General features: G+C 65.5%; 14 protein-coding genes. 7 read left to right on the forward strand and 7 right to left on the reverse strand.

Annotation, left to right across the window (positions count from 1 at the left end):
* The first annotated feature begins 10 nt into the window (after positions 1 to 10).
* Together A9J21_RS13565 and A9J21_RS13570 are read left to right on the forward strand one after the other, a co-directional pair.
* Positions 11 to 1,336: a bifunctional diguanylate cyclase/phosphodiesterase gene (locus tag A9J21_RS13565; protein WP_066736376.1), complete on the forward strand. Its 1,326-nt coding sequence runs from the start codon at positions 11 to 13 to the stop codon at positions 1,334 to 1,336.
* A gap of 284 nt (positions 1,337 to 1,620) precedes the next feature.
* Positions 1,621 to 4,293 (forward strand): DUF6600 domain-containing protein, encoded by a 2,673-nt coding sequence (locus tag A9J21_RS13570; RefSeq protein ID WP_066736378.1) that lies wholly within the window; start codon positions 1,621 to 1,623, stop codon positions 4,291 to 4,293.
* Positions 4,294 to 4,463: 170 nt separating this feature from the next.
* Here A9J21_RS13570 and A9J21_RS13575 read toward each other — a convergent pair whose 3' ends face one another.
* The 5 genes from A9J21_RS13575 to A9J21_RS13595 all read right to left on the reverse strand — a co-directional run bounded on the left by A9J21_RS13575 (position 4,464) and on the right by A9J21_RS13595 (position 9,078).
* Positions 4,464 to 5,636: an ABC transporter substrate-binding protein gene (locus A9J21_RS13575; protein WP_066736379.1), complete on the reverse strand. Its 1,173-nt coding sequence runs from the start codon at positions 5,634 to 5,636 to the stop codon at positions 4,464 to 4,466.
* 85 nt (positions 5,637 to 5,721) lie between these two features.
* Positions 5,722 to 6,429 carry an ABC transporter ATP-binding protein gene (locus tag A9J21_RS13580; protein ID WP_066736381.1) on the reverse strand — a complete coding sequence of 236 codons (708 nt, stop codon included), beginning with the start codon at positions 6,427 to 6,429 and terminating at the stop codon, positions 5,722 to 5,724.
* Positions 6,416 to 7,180: an ABC transporter ATP-binding protein gene (locus A9J21_RS13585; protein WP_066736383.1), complete on the reverse strand. Its 765-nt coding sequence runs from the start codon at positions 7,178 to 7,180 to the stop codon at positions 6,416 to 6,418. Before A9J21_RS13585 ends, A9J21_RS13580 begins: the two co-directional genes overlap by 14 nt.
* Positions 7,173 to 8,201 (reverse strand): branched-chain amino acid ABC transporter permease, encoded by a 1,029-nt coding sequence (locus A9J21_RS13590; RefSeq protein ID WP_066736384.1) that lies wholly within the window; start codon positions 8,199 to 8,201, stop codon positions 7,173 to 7,175. Before A9J21_RS13590 ends, A9J21_RS13585 begins: the two co-directional genes overlap by 8 nt.
* Before the next feature lie 13 nt (positions 8,202 to 8,214).
* Positions 8,215 to 9,078 carry a branched-chain amino acid ABC transporter permease gene (locus A9J21_RS13595; protein ID WP_066736385.1) on the reverse strand — a complete coding sequence of 288 codons (864 nt, stop codon included), beginning with the start codon at positions 9,076 to 9,078 and terminating at the stop codon, positions 8,215 to 8,217.
* Between the two features lie 326 nt (positions 9,079 to 9,404).
* Here A9J21_RS13595 and A9J21_RS13600 point away from each other — a divergent pair, with 326 nt between their 5' ends.
* The 3 genes from A9J21_RS13600 to A9J21_RS13610 are packed head-to-tail and all read left to right on the forward strand — an operon-like array spanning position 9,405 to position 12,131.
* Complete coding sequence (locus A9J21_RS13600; protein ID WP_066736386.1) at positions 9,405 to 10,247, forward strand: IclR family transcriptional regulator; 843 nt, start codon at positions 9,405 to 9,407, stop codon at positions 10,245 to 10,247.
* A gap of 30 nt (positions 10,248 to 10,277) precedes the next feature.
* Entirely contained in the window at positions 10,278 to 11,090 is an 813-nt protein-coding gene (locus tag A9J21_RS13605; RefSeq protein ID WP_066736387.1) for an SDR family oxidoreductase, read from the forward strand.
* Positions 11,091 to 11,135: 45 nt separating this feature from the next.
* Entirely contained in the window at positions 11,136 to 12,131 is a 996-nt protein-coding gene (locus tag A9J21_RS13610) for a tripartite tricarboxylate transporter substrate binding protein (RefSeq protein ID WP_082926413.1), read from the forward strand.
* A 25-nt stretch (positions 12,132 to 12,156) separates the two neighbouring features.
* Here A9J21_RS13610 and A9J21_RS13615 read toward each other — a convergent pair whose 3' ends face one another.
* On the reverse strand, positions 12,157 to 13,008 hold the full coding sequence (locus tag A9J21_RS13615; protein ID WP_156545869.1) for a transcriptional regulator: 852 nt from the start codon (positions 13,006 to 13,008) through the stop codon (positions 12,157 to 12,159).
* Between the two features lie 510 nt (positions 13,009 to 13,518).
* Here A9J21_RS13615 and A9J21_RS13620 point away from each other — a divergent pair.
* Together A9J21_RS13620 and A9J21_RS13625 are read left to right on the forward strand one after the other, a co-directional pair.
* Complete coding sequence (locus A9J21_RS13620) at positions 13,519 to 16,215, forward strand: glycoside hydrolase family 18 protein (RefSeq protein WP_066736391.1); 2,697 nt, start codon at positions 13,519 to 13,521, stop codon at positions 16,213 to 16,215.
* A 120-nt stretch (positions 16,216 to 16,335) separates the two neighbouring features.
* Positions 16,336 to 16,578 (forward strand): hypothetical protein, encoded by a 243-nt coding sequence (locus tag A9J21_RS13625; RefSeq protein ID WP_156545870.1) that lies wholly within the window; start codon positions 16,336 to 16,338, stop codon positions 16,576 to 16,578.
* Between the two features lie 21 nt (positions 16,579 to 16,599).
* Here the strand turns inward: A9J21_RS13625 and A9J21_RS13630 are convergent, their stop codons facing one another.
* Complete coding sequence (locus A9J21_RS13630; protein ID WP_066736399.1) at positions 16,600 to 17,958, reverse strand: MFS transporter; 1,359 nt, start codon at positions 17,956 to 17,958, stop codon at positions 16,600 to 16,602.
* Between the last annotated feature and the right edge of the window lie 136 nt (positions 17,959 to 18,094).

The raw sequence follows: 18,094 nt of genomic DNA on the forward strand, positions 1-18,094 counted from the left end.
TAGGGCAGGGATGGTGGCCAAGTCGGAGGCACAGGTGACTGGCGCCTTGCCGCCGGCGGATCTGGATCCGCTGACCGGCGTGGTCGTCCGCCAGGCATTCTTGAAGCGGGTCGAGGCGCGTCTGCATGGCGAGACGACGCCCCGCTTTGCCTTGTTGCTGGTGGGTGTCGACGATTTCCGCGCGTTCAATGACATGCACGGCCACCTGGAAGGCGATGCCGTGCTCCAGCAAGTGGCCCGCCGCCTGCGCGACGCCTCGCCGCGCGATGCCGTGGTTGGCCGGGTGGGGGGCGACGAGTTCGGCGTGCTGCTGACCTCCATTTCAGACCCCACATTGGTGCGCCACGTCAGCGCGGCCATCCTGTCGATGCTGTCGGCCCCCTACGAGCTGAATGGCAACCGCCATCACGTGCTGGCGAGCCTGGGCGCCTGCGTGATGCCCGCCGGCGGCGATTCCACGGCCGACGTGCTGGCGGCAGCCAGCCTGGCGCTGGCCCGGGCCAAGCACGACGGCGGCCGGACCATCCGTTTTTTCAAGCCGCAGATGCGTACCGACGTGACGACGCGCCTGTCGCTCGTCCAGGCCCTGCGCGAAGCCTACGCCCAACGCCAGTTCGAATTGCTCTACCAGCCGCAGGTGGATCTGCGCGATGGCCGCGTGGTGGGTGCCGAGGCGCTGATGCGCTGGCGCCATCCCACGCTGGGCCTCCTGACCCCGGCGGCGTTCATCGATGCCCTGGCCGCCAGCAGCGTGGCCGCCGACGTGGGCATGTGGCTGCTGCACACGGCCTGCGCGCAGGCGCGGGCGTGGTCGCTGACCTTCCCCGACGCGCCGCGCGTGGCCATCAACCTGTTTGCCGCCCAACTGGCCGAAAGCCGCCTGCTGACCGAGGTGCGCCACGTGCTGCGCGCGCTGGAACTGCCGCCGGACCGGCTGGAGATCGAGATCACCGAGACCATCGCGCTGCAACAGGGCGACGAGGTGTCAGACCAGCTGCAGGCATTGCGCCGCGATGGCGTGACGCTGACCTGCGACGATTTCGGTACCGGCTATGCCTCGCTGAGTTTCCTGAAGACGTTCCCGGTGGACCGGCTCAAGATCGACCAGTCGTTCATCCGCAACGTTACGCAGGACAGCGTGGATGCCGCCATCGTCCGTTCGGTGATCAATGTCGGCCAGAGCCTGCGGATCGGCGTGGTGGCCGAGGGCGTGGAAACGGTGGAACAGCGCGACTTCCTGCTGGGCAACGGCTGTATCGAGGCCCAGGGTTACCTGTACGGCAGGCCGATGCCGGCAGACCGCCTGACCGATTTCCTGCGCAACCAGCCGCGTTGAATTCCGGCGGCTGGCGCTGACCCCCCTGTCCCGATGCTGCAATGCAGCATCGGCTGCAACCGGGCTGTCGGGCTGTCAGGCTGGCGCCGATCCGCGCGTATTTCCCCCATCTGCAAGACTTGTATCCACCTTTGTCCCGCACGCCAGCGTGAGACGGCGGGGAAATATGTGCTTACAAAGTCCGGTACACAGCCCGGTCGCTACGCCGTTATCCGATATACGGTGGCAGCGGGTGCATGCCGCCAAGGTCGCCGGCATGGCCCACCGGAATCAGGTATTCGATCATGCAATCCCGTCATCGCTTCGCGTTCGTGCCAGCCGCCATCGGCCTGGCTGCCGCCCTCTGTGTCCAGGTGAACGCCCGTGCACAGGACTACAACCCCGGCGCCCCCGGCATGCCTCCCGGCTATATCCAGCAGGATCCTGGCGATGCCAACGTGCTGGGCGATCCGTCCGCGATGGTGGCAGATCCGCCCTCGCGTATCGCCACGGTGACCGAAATGGCCGGCGGCCTCAGTTTTGCGCCCGCCGGCTCGGACGAATGGGCGGCCGTGGGCCTGAACCGGCCGATCACGACCGGTGACCGGCTGTGGGTAGACCCGGGCGGCCGGGCGGAACTGCACGCGGGCACCACGGCCGTGCGGCTGGGGGGCGGTACCGCCGCGACGATCCTGAACCTTGACGACCGCGCGACCCAGGTGAAGCTGACCCAGGGCACGCTGCAACTGCGCGTGCGGGCGCTGCCGGCCGACCAGCAGGTCGAGGTGGATACGCCGAACCTGGCATTCGTGCCGCGCGAGCCGGGCGACTACCGGATCGACGTGTCGCCCGACGGCACATCCACGCTGGTGTCGATGCGTCATGGCAGCGCCGTGCTGTATGGCGATACCCGCTCGATCGAACTGGGTCGCGGGCAGCGCATGCGGTTTACGGGCACCGACCTGGCCGACGCAGGCCCGGGCAACTATCCGCCGCCCGACAGCTTCGACCAGTGGACCGCGGCCCGCGATGCCCGAGAGGATGCGTCGCCGTCCGCGCGCTATGTACCGCCCGACATGACCGGCTATACCGCGCTGGATGACTACGGCGACTGGCAGCAGGACCCCGGCTATGGCGCCGTGTGGTTTCCGCGCGAAGTGTCGGCGGGCTGGGCGCCGTACAGCACGGGCCACTGGGCCTGGGTGGCGCCGTGGGGCTGGACCTGGATCGACGACGCGCCGTGGGGCTTCGCGCCGTCGCACTACGGGCGCTGGGCCTACTTCGGCAGCCGCTGGGGCTGGGTGCCGGGCCCGGTGGCGGTGCGGCCGTGCTATGCACCGGCCGTGGTCGGCTTTGTCGGCAGCGCCAGCATCCGCATTGGCGGTGGCCCGGGCGTGGCCTGGTATCCGCTGGGGCCGCGCGACGTCTACCGGCCGGTTTACCGCGCCAGCCCGCGCTATGTCACGCGTATCAACAACTTCCCCGTGAACAACACGTGGATGCGGGGCGGTGACCGCGACCGCTGGATGAACCGCAATGTGCCGGGCGCGATCACGGGCATGCCGTCGCGCAATTTCGTGGAGGGGCGGCCCGTTCCGCGTGGCAGCCATCGCGACGAATGGCGCCAGCTCCCGGCAGGCGAGGGGCGTGGCGGCCCGATCATGGGGCCGGTGAAGTCCAGCCTGATCGGTGGCGCGCGGCCGCAAGGACTGCCGCCAATGGCACGGCAGGGCTTCGAACGCCAGGCCATTGCCGCGCACCCGCCTGGGCGAGTTGGCGCCGACGACCTGGCCCGCCGCTTTGCACGCGAAGGCGGCACCGGTGGCGCCGGGCCGGCGTGGCATGGGCCGGCGGCTGGCGCGGACAACCGCCGGCAGGGCCAGCCAGGCCAGCCGGGTAGGGACAATGCGCGGCGCGGCCCGCAGCCGGCGCAGGCCTGGCAACCGGACGTACGCATGAGCCAGGCGGCGCAGCTAGGCCGTGGGCCGGGCCAGCGGCCCGACGGGCTGCGCAGCGGGGTGTCGGATGCCCAGCGCCAGCAGTTCGAGCAGCAGCGTGACCAGCAGCGCCAGATGCACGATCAGCAACGGCAGATGCAGGACCAGCAGCGCCTGTCCACGGACAACCAGCGGCAGCAACAACAGGCGCTGCAACGCCAGATGCAGGATCAACAGCGTCAGATGCAGGATCAGCAGCGGCAATCGCAGGATCAGCAGCGTCGCCAGCAGTTCGACCAGCAGCGCGCCCAGCAGGAGCGGCAGCAGCAGGACGTCCAGCGCCAGGCACAGGAACGCCAGCATCAGTTCGACCAGCAGCGCGCCCAGCAGGAGCGCCAGCAGCAGGACGTCCAGCGCCAGGCACAGGAACGCCAGCATCAGTTCGATCAGCAGCGCGCGCAGCAGGAGCGGCAGCAGCAGGACGTCCAGCGCCAGGCACAGGAACGCCAGCGTCAGTTCGACCAGCAGCGCGCGCAGCAGGAGCGCCAGCAGCAGGACGTCCAGCGCCAGGCACAGGAACGCCAGCGTCAGTTCGACCAGCAGCGCGCGCAGCAGGAGCGGCAGCAGCAGGACATGCAGCGTCAGGCCCAGGAACAGCAGCGCCAGCAGATGGAGCAGCAACGCCAGCAGGCCGCACAACGTCAGCAACTGGAGCAGGCACGCCAGTTCCAGGAACAGCAGCGTCAGCAGTTCGAACAGCAGCGGCAGCAGGCGATGCAACGCCAGCAGATGGAGCAGCAGCGTCAGGCCCAGGAACAGCAGCGGCGCGCGCAGGAGCAACAGCAACAGATGCAGCAGCAACAGCGGCAGGCGCAGGACCAGCAGCGTCAGTTCCAGGAACAGCAGCGCCAGCAGCAGGACCGTCAACGGCAGTTCCAGGAGCAGCAGCGCCAGCAACAACAGCAGCAGCAACAGCAACGGGCGCAGCAGGAGCAGGCGCGACATGGGCAGCAGCAGGCGCGTAACGACGACCGGCGCTGATCCCCGCAGGCGGTAAAGACAAAGGGCGTCCGGTTGTGCCGGACGCCCTTCGTTTCTCTCCACTTACGCTTTTTTCAGACTGCTACGTCAGTGCTGGCTTGCCCGCCAGCCGGGTACAGCCCCCTCCGCCTCTCTCTCTCTCTCTCTCTCTCTTCGGTTCTGCTGCGTCCTTACTTCGCCAGTTCCGACAGGCGCACCGGCTCGATCTTGCCCTTCTGGACCCAGCCCACCACGGTATCGGCCACCGAGCCGCCCTTGGCGTCGATGCCATCCACCTCGTTCGGATTCACTTCCTTGGGCAGCGCTTTCACGGCGTCGGGCATCTTGGCGCGGATCGCCGTGGCGTCGGTGGTGGTGCCGGCCAGTTTCATCGCGTTGGCGAGCGCCCAGGTCATCGTGTAGTTCAGCGACATTTCGGTGGTGGCGTCGCGGCCGTCGTGCAGCTTCTTGTAGCGTGCGTTGTAGGCTTGCGCGGCCGGCCGGGCGTCGTTGACCAGCGGCATCACGCCGATCGAGCCTTCCAGCATGGCGAGGCCATTGGTGACCTTCGCCATTTCGTCCATCTTGGCCTGGTCCATGATGATGAAGCCGCCCTTGAAGCCCAGTTCGCGGGCCTGCTTGACCACCAGCGCGGTCGGTTCGGACGGCCCGCCCACGAACATCACGTCGGGTTTGTCGGCAATGGCGCGCGACACGCCGGTGTAGAAGTCCGTAGCCTTGGTGTACGACATCGGGTTGTTGCCCACCACCTTGCCGCCGGCCCCTTCCCAGGCCGGCACGAACGCCTGCACCCATGCCTTGGCGTAGTCATGATCGGCCGGCACCATCGCCACGTTCTTGCCATAGCGCTTCATCTGCGCCTTGACGAACGGCTCGATGTAGCCGGTGTAGGCCGGGGGGATGCGGATGGTGAGCTTGTTGCCGGCGTCGGTGATGCGCGGCACGCTGGAATAGGCCATGACCAGGAATTTCTCCTGCTCGTTGAACGCCTGCAGCGCAAAGATGCCCCCCGAGTGCGGCACGAACACGGCCGGCGTCTTGTGCTGCTGCACCAGGCGGCGTGCGTTGATGGCGGCCTCGGCCGGCGCGTACTTGTCGTCCAGCGCCACCACTTCGAGCTTGACCTTCTTGCCGGCTACCTGCAGGCCCGAGGCGTTGATTTCATCCACGGCCATCTGGATGCCCGACAGCACATTCTTGCCATAGAGCGCGGCGCCACCGGACAGCGGGCCCGTGTAGCCGATCTTGACCACTTCCTGCGCCGCTGCCGGCGACGAGGCGATGATGGCGGCGGCTGCGCACGTAGCCAGCGCGAAGAAACGACCCAGTGTCTTGTGTTGCATGTGTAGTCTCCTTTGGATTCTGTTGTTTACGCTGTTCCTGCTTCCCTCTCCCCGCGCGGGGAGAGGGGAGAAAGCCCGTCAAACCTCACCCGCCGATATACGCCTTGCGAATTCCCTCGTCCTTCAGCAGCGCGTCGCGGTCGCCTTCCATCACGATGCGGCCGCTTTCGATGACATAGGCGCGATGGGCGATGCCAAGCGCCGCATAGGCGTTCTGTTCCGCCAGCAGCACCGTGGTGCCGGCGCGGTTGATGCGCTGGATCACCTCGAACATCTGCTTGACCACCAGCGGCGCCAGCCCCAGCGACGGTTCGTCCAGCAGCAGGGCGCGGGGGCGGCCCATCAGCGCGCGGCCCAGTGCCACCATCTGCTGTTGCCCGCCGGACAACGAGCCGGCCGGATCGTCCTTCTTCTGGCGCAGGATCGGGAACATCTCGTAGACCTCTTCCAGCGTCGTCCTGATGCCAGGGCGGTCGCGCCGATGCACATAGGCGCCCAGCGTCAGGTTCTTCTCGACGCTCATGGCCGGAAACAGCTTGCGGCCCTCGGGGCAATGCACCAGCCCGGCCTGCACGATCTGCGACGGCTTCATGCCGCCCAGTTCGCGGCCATCGAAGCGCATGCTGCCGCCGCTGGTACGGTGGATGCCGCTCATCGCCAGGAAGATCGAACTCTTGCCGGCGCCGTTGGCGCCCAGCAGCACCACCAGCTCGCCGGCCCTGGCATGCAGCGTGATGTTGTCCAGCGCGCGGAAGCTGCCGTACGACAGCGAGACACGTTCAAGCTGCAACATGGTCGGCTCCCAGGTAGGCTTCGATGACGCGCGGGTCCTGCTGGATCTGCGCGGGCGTGCCCTCGGCGATCTTCTCGCCGTAGTTGAGCACCATGATCTTGTCGGCCAGCCGCATGATCATGTCCATCTTGTGTTCGATCAGGCAGACCGTCTTGCCATGGCGCACCATCTTGCGGATCAGCTCCGCCAGGCCTACGGTTTCCTCGGGGTTCACGCCGCCGGCCGGTTCGTCGAGCAGCAGCAGGTCGGGGTCGGTGGCCAGCGCCAGCGCAAAGGCCACGCGCTTGCGGGCTTCCTGCGTGATGTCGGCGGCCACTTCATGCGCCAGGTGCGACAGGCCGACAAAGTCGAGCGCGGCCTCGGCCTTCTCGCGGCAGAGCTTTTCTTCCTCGCGCAGACGGCGCGAGTTGAGCAGCACGTCGGCCAGGCCAGACCGGGTGCGCAGGCGGTGGCCGACAATCAGGTTGTCCAGCACCGTGGCACGGTCGAACAGGGCCGTGGCCTGGAACGTGCGGGCCACGCCCAGCCGGGCGATCTGGTCGGCGCGCAGGCCGGCCACGTCCTGGCCCTTGAACAGGATCTGGCCCGAAGACGGCGCATGCGTGCCGGCAATCAGGTTGAAGAACGTGGTCTTGCCCGCGCCATTGGGGCCGATGATCGCGTTGATATGCCCGGCTTCGAACGTCACGGAAACATCGTGTACCGCGGTCAGGCCGCCAAACTTCTTGGTCAGGTTGCGGATCTCAAGCATTCTCGGCTCCCGGGCGGGTGGTGGGGACGGGGGCGGGCTGTGCCGCCCGTGCAGCGGCCAGCTGGCCACGGCGCTGCGCCGCGGCGCGGCGTGCCTGGCGCTTGAGGAAAGACCCCACGATGCCATCGGGCACGAAGATGATCAGCAGGATCAGCACGGGGCCGAACACCAGCATGCGATAGTCCTGCAGGAACTGCAGGGTCTGCGTGACCCAGGGCACCAGCACCGCGCCCAGCAGCGGACCCAGCAGCGTTCCCGTGCCGCCCACCAGCATCGACATCACCATGTCGAACGTGATGTCGGTGCGGGCGATGTCCGGCCCCAGGAAGCGCACCTGGCCGGCATAGAGCGCACCGGCAAAACCGGCGTACGCCACCGACAGCACGAACGACAGCACCTTGGTGCGCATCAGGTTGATGCCCAGCGCCTCGGCCAGCGCATCGCTGTTGCGCACGGCCATGAAGCTGCGGCCCAGCAGCGAGCCGACAATGCGGTGCATGACGAACGTGCCAACGGCCAGGAAGAACAGCACCATGTAGTACTGCGCCTGCACGCTGTCGAACGTGACGGGTCCGATCGCGGCCGGCACCGGGATGCCGATCAGGCCCACGGCGCCGTGCGTCAGGCCTTCCCACTTTTCGATCACCAGGTAGATGATGTAACCCACGCAGAGCGTGAAGATCGAGAAGTAATGCCCCTTCAGGCGCAGCGACACCAGGCCCACGCCATACCCCAGCACCATGCAGACCACGCCCGACAGCGCAAAGGCCAGCCAGAACGGCATCTGATGGTCCACCGTCAGGATGCCCAGCGTATAGGCGCCGATCGCCATGAAGCCGCCGTGGGCCAGGTTGAGCTGGCCCGTGTAGCCGGTCAGCAGGTTCAGCCCGAGCGTGGCGATGGCGGTGATGAACGCGAGCGTCATCACGGTCAGGAAGTAGCTGTTGGGAACCACCAGCGGGAACGCGATGGCGGCCGCCAGCAGCAGCGCCCAGCCCGTCTTGCCTTGCAGTGCTTTCATGTTGGTGTCCTCCTCAGGCGGCGCGGCCGGCGAACAGGCCCTGCGGGCGCACCGACAGGATGATCACGAGCAGCAGGAAAGCGATGATGTCCTTGTAGTCGGTGGAGATGTAGAAGCCACCGAAGCTTTCGGCCATGCCGATGATCAGCCCGCCGACGATGGCGCCGGGAATGCTGCCCATGCCGCCCAGGATGATGATCACGAACGCCTTGGTGATCACCAGGTTGCCCATGCTCGGGTACACGAGGTTGATCGGCGCGTAGAGCGTGGCGGCAATCGCGGCCAGCGCCCCCGAGATGGCGAACACCAGCAGCGTGACGCGCGTGGCATCGATCCCGACCAGCGCCGCGCCTTCGCGGTTCTGGGCCATCGCCATGATCGTGGACCCGGTGACCGTGCGCGTCAGGAACAGGTGCAGCAGCACCATCAGCCCGAACGCGGCCACGATGATCAGCACGCGCTGCAGCGGCGCGGTGAGGCCGAAGATATCCACCATCTGGCCGTACGGCGTGGGCATGCGATGGAAGTCGGCACCCCACAGCGCCTGCGCGCCGGCTTCGAGAAACAGCAGGATGCCGATGGCGGCGATCATGTCGTGGATCTCGGGCGCATTGCGCAGCGGATGGAAGACCAGGCGATCGGCCAGCATCGACAGCACGGCCACCACCGCGGCGGCGGCCAGCATCGCCAGCCAGTAGTTCAGGCCGAGCGTGGTCATCGCGTAGTACGACACATACGCACCCGCCATGTACAACGCGCCATGCGCGAAGTTGGGCACATGCAGGATGCCGTAGACAAGGGTTAGTCCCAATGCCACGAGGCTGTAGACGCCGCCCAGTGTGAGACCGTTGAGGAACTGCTGGAAAAACAATGCCATGCGTTGTCTCCTTGCGTTGGTGTGCCGTGACGGCACCCGCGCTGTCTCTGACGCCGTGTCGCGTTCTCGCACGGTCGTTCGTTTTCGGCGACTTTGCATAGCGTTTCAGCGAGCGTCAAGCAATCGGACGTAGTATTCCGCTACGCGAAATAGAGGGGCCGCATGCCACCGTGCCACGTCCGTGAATTCCCTGATTTCAGCCTGCAAGTAGCCCGGGGCGGAGCGGCGTGGGGCATATTGGCTGCGATATTTACCGCGCGTATGGCCCCAATGATTTCGCTACATAGCGTCGTGCATCGGGCACGGAAACTGATATCAATCGCACCATGAAGCGCACGACCTCGATTCCGCAGCCGCCCGATTCCGCCCTGGTATCGCGCGAGGCCGCGCACCCGATGGATGGCGAGGACCGTAACTTCGTCACGGCGCTGGCGCGCGGGCTGGAGTTGCTGCGCGCCTTCGGCCCCGATGACGATTTCCTGGGCAACGCGGAACTGTCGCGGCGTACGGGTATTCCCCGACCCACGGTGTCGCGGCTTACCTACACGCTGGCAAGCGTCGGTTATCTCGTCTACGTGGAAGACCAGGAGAAGTACCGCATCGGCCAGGGCGCCATGCTGCCGGGTCAGCGCTATCTGTCCGGCGCGGGCATCCGCAATATCGCGCAGCCGCTGATGCAGTCTCTTGCATTTGCCACGGGATGTACCGTGGCGCTGGCGGCGCCGGATCGGCACGACATGCTCTACCTGGAGGTCTGCCAGCCGCGTGGCGCGCTGGTCATGCGTCTGACACCGGGGTCGCGGCTGCCGATGGCGACGTCGGCCATCGGCCGTGCCTGGCTGGCAGGACTGCCGGCGCAACGCCGCATGGCCGTACTGGCCGAGCTGGAGCGCCAGCACGGCACGCGCTGGCCTGGCGTGCGCACCAGGCTGGAACGTGCCATGCGCGAGCACGCGCGCCGAGGCTTCTGCGTGGCCCATGCGGAATGGGACAGGGCTGTCAGCGGCGCTGCGGCGCCGGTTCGGCTGCTGGATGGCTCCGAAGTGCTGTCGATCAATATCGGCGGCGCTTCTACGCGCCTGTCTCCGGAAGTCCTGGAAGGCAACCTCGGGCCGCGAATTCGCGAGCTGGCCGACACACTTGCAACGCGGCTGTGGCAACCCGCGTGACGGAATTCTGAAAACGAGAAGGAGATATGGATGGACATTCGCAACAAGACTGTGATCGTCACGGGTGGTGGCACTGGCATCGGACGTGCGCTGGTACTGGCATTTGCCCAGGCCGGCGCGCGCGGCGTGGCCGTGGCGGATATCGATGCCGCCGGCGCGGCACAGGTGGCCGCCGAAGCGGCGGCCGTCGCACCGGAATGCCAGGTGTTCTCGCAGCGCGTGGACGTGGCCGATGCTGCCGCCGTGCAGGGTCTGGTCGATACCGCCACGCAGCGCTTTGGTCAGGTCGACGTCTTCTGCTCGAATGCCGGCATCATCCTGCGCAAGGGCCTGGAAGCGTCTGCCGACGAATGGCAGCGGATCTGGAATATCAACGTCATGGCCCATATCCACGCTGCAAAGGCCGTGCTGCCGCAGATGCTGGAGCGCGGCGACGGGTATCTGGTCAATACGGTGTCCGCCGCCGGCCTGTTGTCGCAGATCGGCTCGGCGCCGTACGCGGTGACCAAGCACGCGGCCATCGGCTTTGCAGAATGGCTGTCGATCACGTACGGCGACCGTGGCATCAAGGTGAGTTGCATCTGCCCGCAGGGCGTGCAGACGAAGATGCTGTTCGGCGAAGACGGCGAGCGCAAGGGGTTCCTGCAGGCGGGGTCCGTCACGCCGGAGCACGTGGCCGGGAAGACGCTGGAGGGCATGGCTGCCGAGAGCTTCCTGGTGCTGCCGCATCCGGAAGTACTGGAATACTATCGCCGCAAAGGGCAGGACTATGATCGATGGCTGCGTGGCATGCGTCGCCTGCACGATCAGGTGTCAAAGGAATTCGGCAATATCGTCGTCTAGCAGCAACCCGCTTCCAAATAAAAAATCGATTCAGGAGACAGAATCATGCGTGCTCGAATGATCCGGCGCCGCCAGGTGCTGGGGATGCTGGCCGCCACGGCCACCCTCGCCGCGGTGTCTGCAGCGCCTGCCGCGCAGGCCGCCGATGCCTACCCCACAAAGCCCGTCCGTATCGTGGTGGGTTTCCCGAGTGGCGGGGCGCCCGATATCCTGGCACGCATCTTCTCCGAGAAATTCTCGCTGGGCCAGCCGGTGGTGGTCGACAACAAGCCCGGTGCGGGCGGCAATATCGGCGGCGAGGCGGTGGCCCATGCGGCCCCGGACGGCTACACGCTTGCCATGGGCACCGTGGGCACGCACTCGATCAACGGCGCGCTCTACAGCAAGATGCCGTATGACATGGTGAAGGACTTCACGCCGGTGATCCTGGTGGCGTCCACGCCGAACGTGCTGGTGGTGCATCCGTCGGTGCCGGCAAAGAACGTGCAGGAACTGATTGCGCTTGCCAGGTCGAAGCCGGGGCAACTGACGTTCGGCACGCCCGGGGTGGGCACGTCGCTGCATGTGGCGGGCGAACTGTTCAACACCATGGCCGGCACGAAGATCGTCCACGTGCCGTACAAGGGGCGGGCCATGGCGATTCCGGACCTTCTGGGTGGCCATATCACGATGATGTTTGACAACCTGCCGTCGGCGCTGCCGGTGGTGAAGGAAGGCAAGCTCCGTGCGCTGGGCGTAACCAGCGCGCAGCGCTCGGCGTCGGCGCCGGACATTCCCACCATCGCGGAGCAGGGCCTGCCCGGCTACGAGGCCACCTCGTGGTTTGCGATCTTCGCTCCGGCCCACACGCCCAAGGACGTGGTGGCCAAGCTCAACGCGGAGCTGAACCGCATCTTCACGCTGCCCGACGTCCAGACCAAGCTGAAGACGCTGGGGCTGGACCCCGTGCTGGGCACGCCCGAGAAGCTGGCCGACTACCAGCGCAGCGAGATTGCCAAGTGGGCCAAGGTGGTCAAGGACTCCGGCGCGAAGGCCGAATAACGGCATGAAGCGGGGCGGCTAGCGGTCAGATGACGCGGGCCGCCGCGCCAGTCTGCGGACGAAATCGGTAGCCCACCTTCGGCACCGCCGAAACGCAGCTGTCCAGCCCTAGCGGATGCAGCGCGCGCCGCAGCCGCGATACCAGTTGCGTCAGGCAGTTCTCGTCCACCATCGCAGCCGGCCCCCAGACCGCGGCGATGATCTGCTGCCGCGACATGACCTTCTCGCCGTGGTCTTTCAGTACGATCAGCAGCCGCAATTCGAAGCGCGTCAGCTTGGCGATAACGCCATGACAGGAGATGATGCCCTGAGACTCGTCGATATGTAGCGCATCGTCGATATCCGAAAACGTCGAAGCTGACGACGTGGAGATCGGCATGCCAAGGCGCGCGAGCACATGGGCCAGTCCACGTGCCTGCTCCAGTCCGGATTCCGCCGGCGGCACCGTCTCCGGCGCGGGCGGCACGGTAGTGGTGTATGGGACCGGAATGAACCGGTAGCCCTGGCGTGGCACCGTCACGATATGGGCGTCGAGGCTGACCGGACTCAGCGCCTTGCGCAGACGGTAGACCAGTTGCACGAGGTAAAGCTCGTCCACCAGCGCCGCGCGTTTTCCCCATACGCCCTTGAGCAGGGAATCGCGCGATTTGATGGCGGCCTTGCCTTCTACCAGCAGGCGCAGCAGGTTCTTTTGCTGGCCGGTTATCTTCGCTACCACGCCGCCGCGTAATACACGGTCGGTGTCCCAATCAAAAAATACCGAATCGCTATTCCGGATCATTTCGATTACCCCACGTCGTCTGCAATGGACGACAAGCGTATCGATCCGCAGAAATAGCTCCCATGGAAGATATTTCTTTCGGTATCTGACCCGCACGGGTGACGACTCAACGTCGTTCTCTGCCGTATATCGCCAATTATTGGAACAATGGATGGTGCACAGCGCCTGAAATCTTCGTCTCGACAAGAATATCCACACGCTTTGTCCATTTGTCAGTACAAGATGACCTGACGATATTAATGTCTGTGCGCCAAGGATACTGCCCGCATCTTAACCCATTCGGGTATTAATTCATTGCACCAATCAGGCAATGGCGGATCGATGGATTTGCGAGAATCCACGTCATCCATTTGTCGCGATAGTTCACGGACGATCCATGTGCGGGGATTTCCTGGTATTGGTGCGTAACGCTGAATCGCATATACGCGCACGGACAAGTTTCGAGAATCCGGATGGAACGGATATCACCGTCTATATTCCACGCCGAATCCATGTCATTGCAGTTGCGTCGGTAGAAAGATGCGTCTGGCCGCCGGTAATGCCGACCCGAATCGAAAAGGTCTGGTGCGCTGACGGCATTCAAACCATTCTGCAAGGACAGATGTCATGACAAAGAAATCGTGTGACAGCAACGACCAACCGGCCGCTCAGGCTACCCAGGGGCGTGCTGGCTGGAACTCGCGCACGTATCGCAGCGGGGACCCCTCGGATACCGAACCGCCGCGCGTACCGCGCCGCCGTTTCGCCGGTGTGCGCAACCAGCTGGGCAGCGGGCGCACCAACAGCAAGCTGGTCTACGCGGAAGATCCGGGCGATCCCAATATCCCGGATTCGAAGGGCGCGTCGGATCGCACCTACAAGCAGAACAACTTCGATCCTGCAACCGAGGTAGAGAAGTACTCGTACACGTCGACGCGGGTCGCCAAGCGTGTGTACAACACCTATGGCGCCACGCAGCAGGCAACGCAGGTGTTCGGCTACTACACCGACTGGTCGCAGTACGATGGCCGGCTGGATGGCAATTACGCCAATAGTGCAGCGGGTCGTGGTACGGACCTGATGCTGCTCAATGCATCGGCGTATGACCGCCTGATCATCGGCTTCGCCGGCATCGTGGGCGACACGGGCGAGAAGCAGTACACGATCGACCAGGCAGCGGTGGACTTCGGCAAGAAGCTCAACGAAGCCACCTTCACGGATCCGTGGGGCGATGTGGCGTCGTATCGCAACGTGGGCTTCAGCGGCTGGGTCAGCAACGACTATCGCGAGCTGTTCGACCAGAGCAAGGCCCAAGGCATCCTGGGCGGCCTGGCAAAGCTCAAGCAGCAGAATCCGAACCTGAAGCTGTCGTTCAGCCTGGGCGGCTGGACCATGAGCGGTGCCTTCCACGCGGTGGCGGCCGACGCCACCAAGCGCCAGACGCTGATCGAGAGCATCGCCTACATCTTCGACCGGTTCCCGATGTTCACCGAGGTTGACCTGGACTGGGAATATCCGGGCATGCCGGGCGCGGGCAATCCGCACGGCCCCGAGGACGCTGCCAACTTCCAGGCACTGGTGCGCGGCATCAAGCAGCGCCTGCCCAGCGTGCGCGTGAGCATTGCCGCGGGTGCGGCAATGGATACGATGCTCGCCGCCGACATTCCGGGCATGCTGGCCGCTGGCGTCGAAGGCATCAACCTGATGACGTATGACTTCTTCGGCACGCCCTGGGCCGAGAAGCTGGCCCACCACACAAACCTGTTCGACTACGAGGGCAGCCAGTTCAGCATCGACAAATCGGTGCAGTACCTGCTGAGCGTGGGCGTGCCGTCGCAGAACATCTTTGTGGGCTATGCGGCATACAGCCGCAGCGCACGCAATGCCGTGATCGACAACTGGTCACCGCTGGTGGGTACTTACAGCCCCGGCACCGGTACCACCACCGGTACGTACGAGTCGGGTGCCAGCGAGTACTACGACATTCTGTACAACTACCTCGACCTGGAAAACCGCACGGCCATCAACGGGTTCAACCTGTACACCGACCAGGAGGCCGACGCGGATTACCTGTACAACCCGGAAACCGGCCTGTTCCTGTCGATCGACACGCCCCGTTCGGTGAAGGCCAAGGGCATGTATGTGCTCAACAACAAGCTGGGCGGCCTGTTCACCTGGACCATCGACATGGACAACGGCGTGCTGCTTAACGCGGCGCGCGAGGGCCTGGGGGCGCCGGTGAAGACCGAGGTCATCGACATGGAGCCCTTGTATTTCGAAGGGATCAACACCGAGAACATGAACACCACGGTGGCCGTGATCGAAGGACCGACGGAGGCATTCGAGGGCGAGCTGGTGTCGTTCTCCGGCCTGCGGTCGTGGGGTGCTGAGCCGCTCACCTACAAGTGGAGCGCGCCCGGGCTGACCTTCCTTGACGGCCAGACCACTGCCGTGGTGGAGGGCCTGCTGCCGCTGGTCACCCGTACGTACACAGTGACGTTGACCGTGACCGACGCCAACGGCAAGACGGCCACGGACACCCAGAGCCTGGTTGTCAAGAAGAAGACCCAGGAACCGCCCACATCGCGGATCACCGTACTGCTGGAATCGGGCACGCCGTACGCGCTGTCCGCCGAAGCCTCGTTCGATCCCGATGACAATCCGCTGACCTATGTCTGGGATGCGCCCGATCTGCCCTTCGACGGCAGTACGGACGAACTGGTGGAAGGCACCGCGCCGTCGGTCACGACGCCGACCGACTACTGGGTCAAGCTGAGCGTGAACGACGGCACTGAAACCGACCAGAGCGCCATCTTCCTGACGGTGGTGCCCGGCGAGGCATCGGACGGTGATGTGGTGGCCGTGATCACGGGGCGCACGCAGGTGGAAAGTGGCGCGCCGATCCAATTGTCGGCCAGCGACTCCAGCGGCCCGCCGCCGCTGCTGTTCTCGTGGACGGCACCGGGCCTGTCGTTCGATGGCGCGGATTCCGTGACGGTCAACGCCAACGCACCGCTGGTGGATCGGGACACCATCATCGAGGTGACGCTGACAGCCCAGGGCCTGGCCGGTACCGGCGACAAGGACACCACGTCGGTGCAACTGCGTGTGCTGGCAGGCGGCAGTTCGGATACCGCGGGTACGTGGCGTCCGCAGTCCTACGAGACCGGTGCCGAGGTCACCAACAAGTACCAGGGCCAGGCGCTGCACAAGTACCGTGCCAAGTGGTGGGTCGGTGCCGATCAGGAGCCCGGCGATCCGAACTTTACGTCGACAGTCGAAGGCGGCGATTCCAAGCCGTGGCTCGACCTGGGCGCAGTCTGATCCAACCCGGGCAGGACCCTGCCGGCGGGTAAGCCGGTAGCGGTATCGGGCAACGCGCAGTCATGCAGGCTGTGCGTTGCCCGTTTTTTTAACTGGCTGGCCTGTGATGAGGCGCGGATCATGGCAATTCGAGGCTTGCAGTGTGTAGTGGCGCTGGGGTGTCTGCTGACGGGCTGCACCGTGATTTCGGTGGAGGGCGATCACAACCGGATTCGCGATGCTGGCGGCCACGGTGGCGTGGTGCGGCAGCAGGAACAGGAACAGGAACGAGGGCAGGGGCAGGATCGCGCAAGGACGTGGCTGGAGCGCCTGGAACGTATCGAGCAGGCGCTTGGCATTGCTCACCGGGGCGGGCAGCACTGAGGCCCCCGCACTGCTTCGTGCCTACGAAACCTGGCGGTCGCGCAAGCGGCTCAGGCTGACAATGGCACCGATCGTGGCAACCGTGGCCGCCACGTACAGCGCGGACCGGGCGGCGTCGCCGCGATCGAGGCTGAACAGCAGCGCGACCACGGCGGTGCCCGTGGTCTGCCCAAGCAGGCGCGTGGTGGCCTGCGCCCCGCTTGCGCCACCGCTGCGCTCATGCGGCGTGGCACTGATCATCGCGCGGTTGTTGGGTGACTGGAAGAAGCCGAAGCCGACACCGCACAGTGCGGTGCGCCAGGCAATGTCGAGGCTGCCGGCATCTGGACTCAGCACCGCCAGTCCGACCAGCCCCGCCGCCAGCATTATCAGCCCCGTGCCGGCCAGAACGCTGGCCGGGTAGCGGTCGGACAGCCTGCCAGACAGGGCGGCCATGACCGCCACCATTAGCGGCCATGGCGTGATCAGCAGACCGGTCTCCGCCAGGCCGCGGCCCAGCTGGTATTCGAGATAGAACGGCAGCGACACAAACGCCAGCATCTGGGTCATGAACGAACAGAACGACGTGGCAACGGCCAGCGTGAACGCCCGATTGGCAAACAGATCCACCGGCACCAGGGGCGCGGGCTGGCCGCGCTGCCGGCGCACCAGCAGCCATCCCAGCAGGATTGCCAGCAACAGGCCAGCCACCCCGGCGATACGCAATGAATCGTGCCCCAACCCGTCGACGCCAAGCACGAACAGCCCGATCACCACGGCGGAAAGAACGGCGCTGGGATAGTCGAACGCCCGCGGTTGCGGCGGCGTTTCAGGTAGTGCGCGGCGCGATATCGCCAGGGCGAAGATGGCGACGGGTACGTTGACCGCAAAGAGCCAGGGCCAGCTGCCGAATCCCAGGATCAGGGCGCCCAGCGACGGCCCCACGGCAATGGTCACCCCGACCACCAGCGCATTGAGACCGATGCCTCGTCCCAGCCGGGTGGGAGGATAGATATAGCGGACCAGCGCCGTATTGACACTCATGATGCCGGCGCCGCCAATACCCTGTATGACCCGCGCGGCAACCAGCAGCGGCAGATTGGGCGACAGCGCGCACAGCAACGATCCCACCAGGAACGTTGCCAGCCCGACCCGGTAGACCCGCTTGTAGCCAAGTATTTCGCCGAGTGACGACAGCGGCAAAAGGAAAATCGTGACCGAGAGCTGATAGGCGTTCACGACCCAGATGGTGCGCGCCGGGTCGCTATGCAGATCACGGGCAATGGAGGGCAGTGCGATATTTGCGATCGATCCGTCCAGAACGGCCATCACCAGGCCGCAAAACACTGTCAGGATTGCCCAGGTACGCTGGGGGCGCGGAAGACCTTGGTGGGACTGCATCGGGAAGGACGGACGGCTTGCGCTGTTCTTGGAAAGCCCTGGGCCCGCTGCGGCGTACCGTCAGCGCGCGTTCGGACGCGCCATTATCGTCCGCCACGGCGGACCATGCAAATTCGCCACACCTTCCCGGCAGGAT

Origin of the sequence: Cupriavidus sp. D384, assembly GCF_001652915.1 — a bacterium.
In the GTDB taxonomy this organism is placed as follows: Bacteria; Pseudomonadota; Gammaproteobacteria; order Burkholderiales; family Burkholderiaceae; genus Cupriavidus.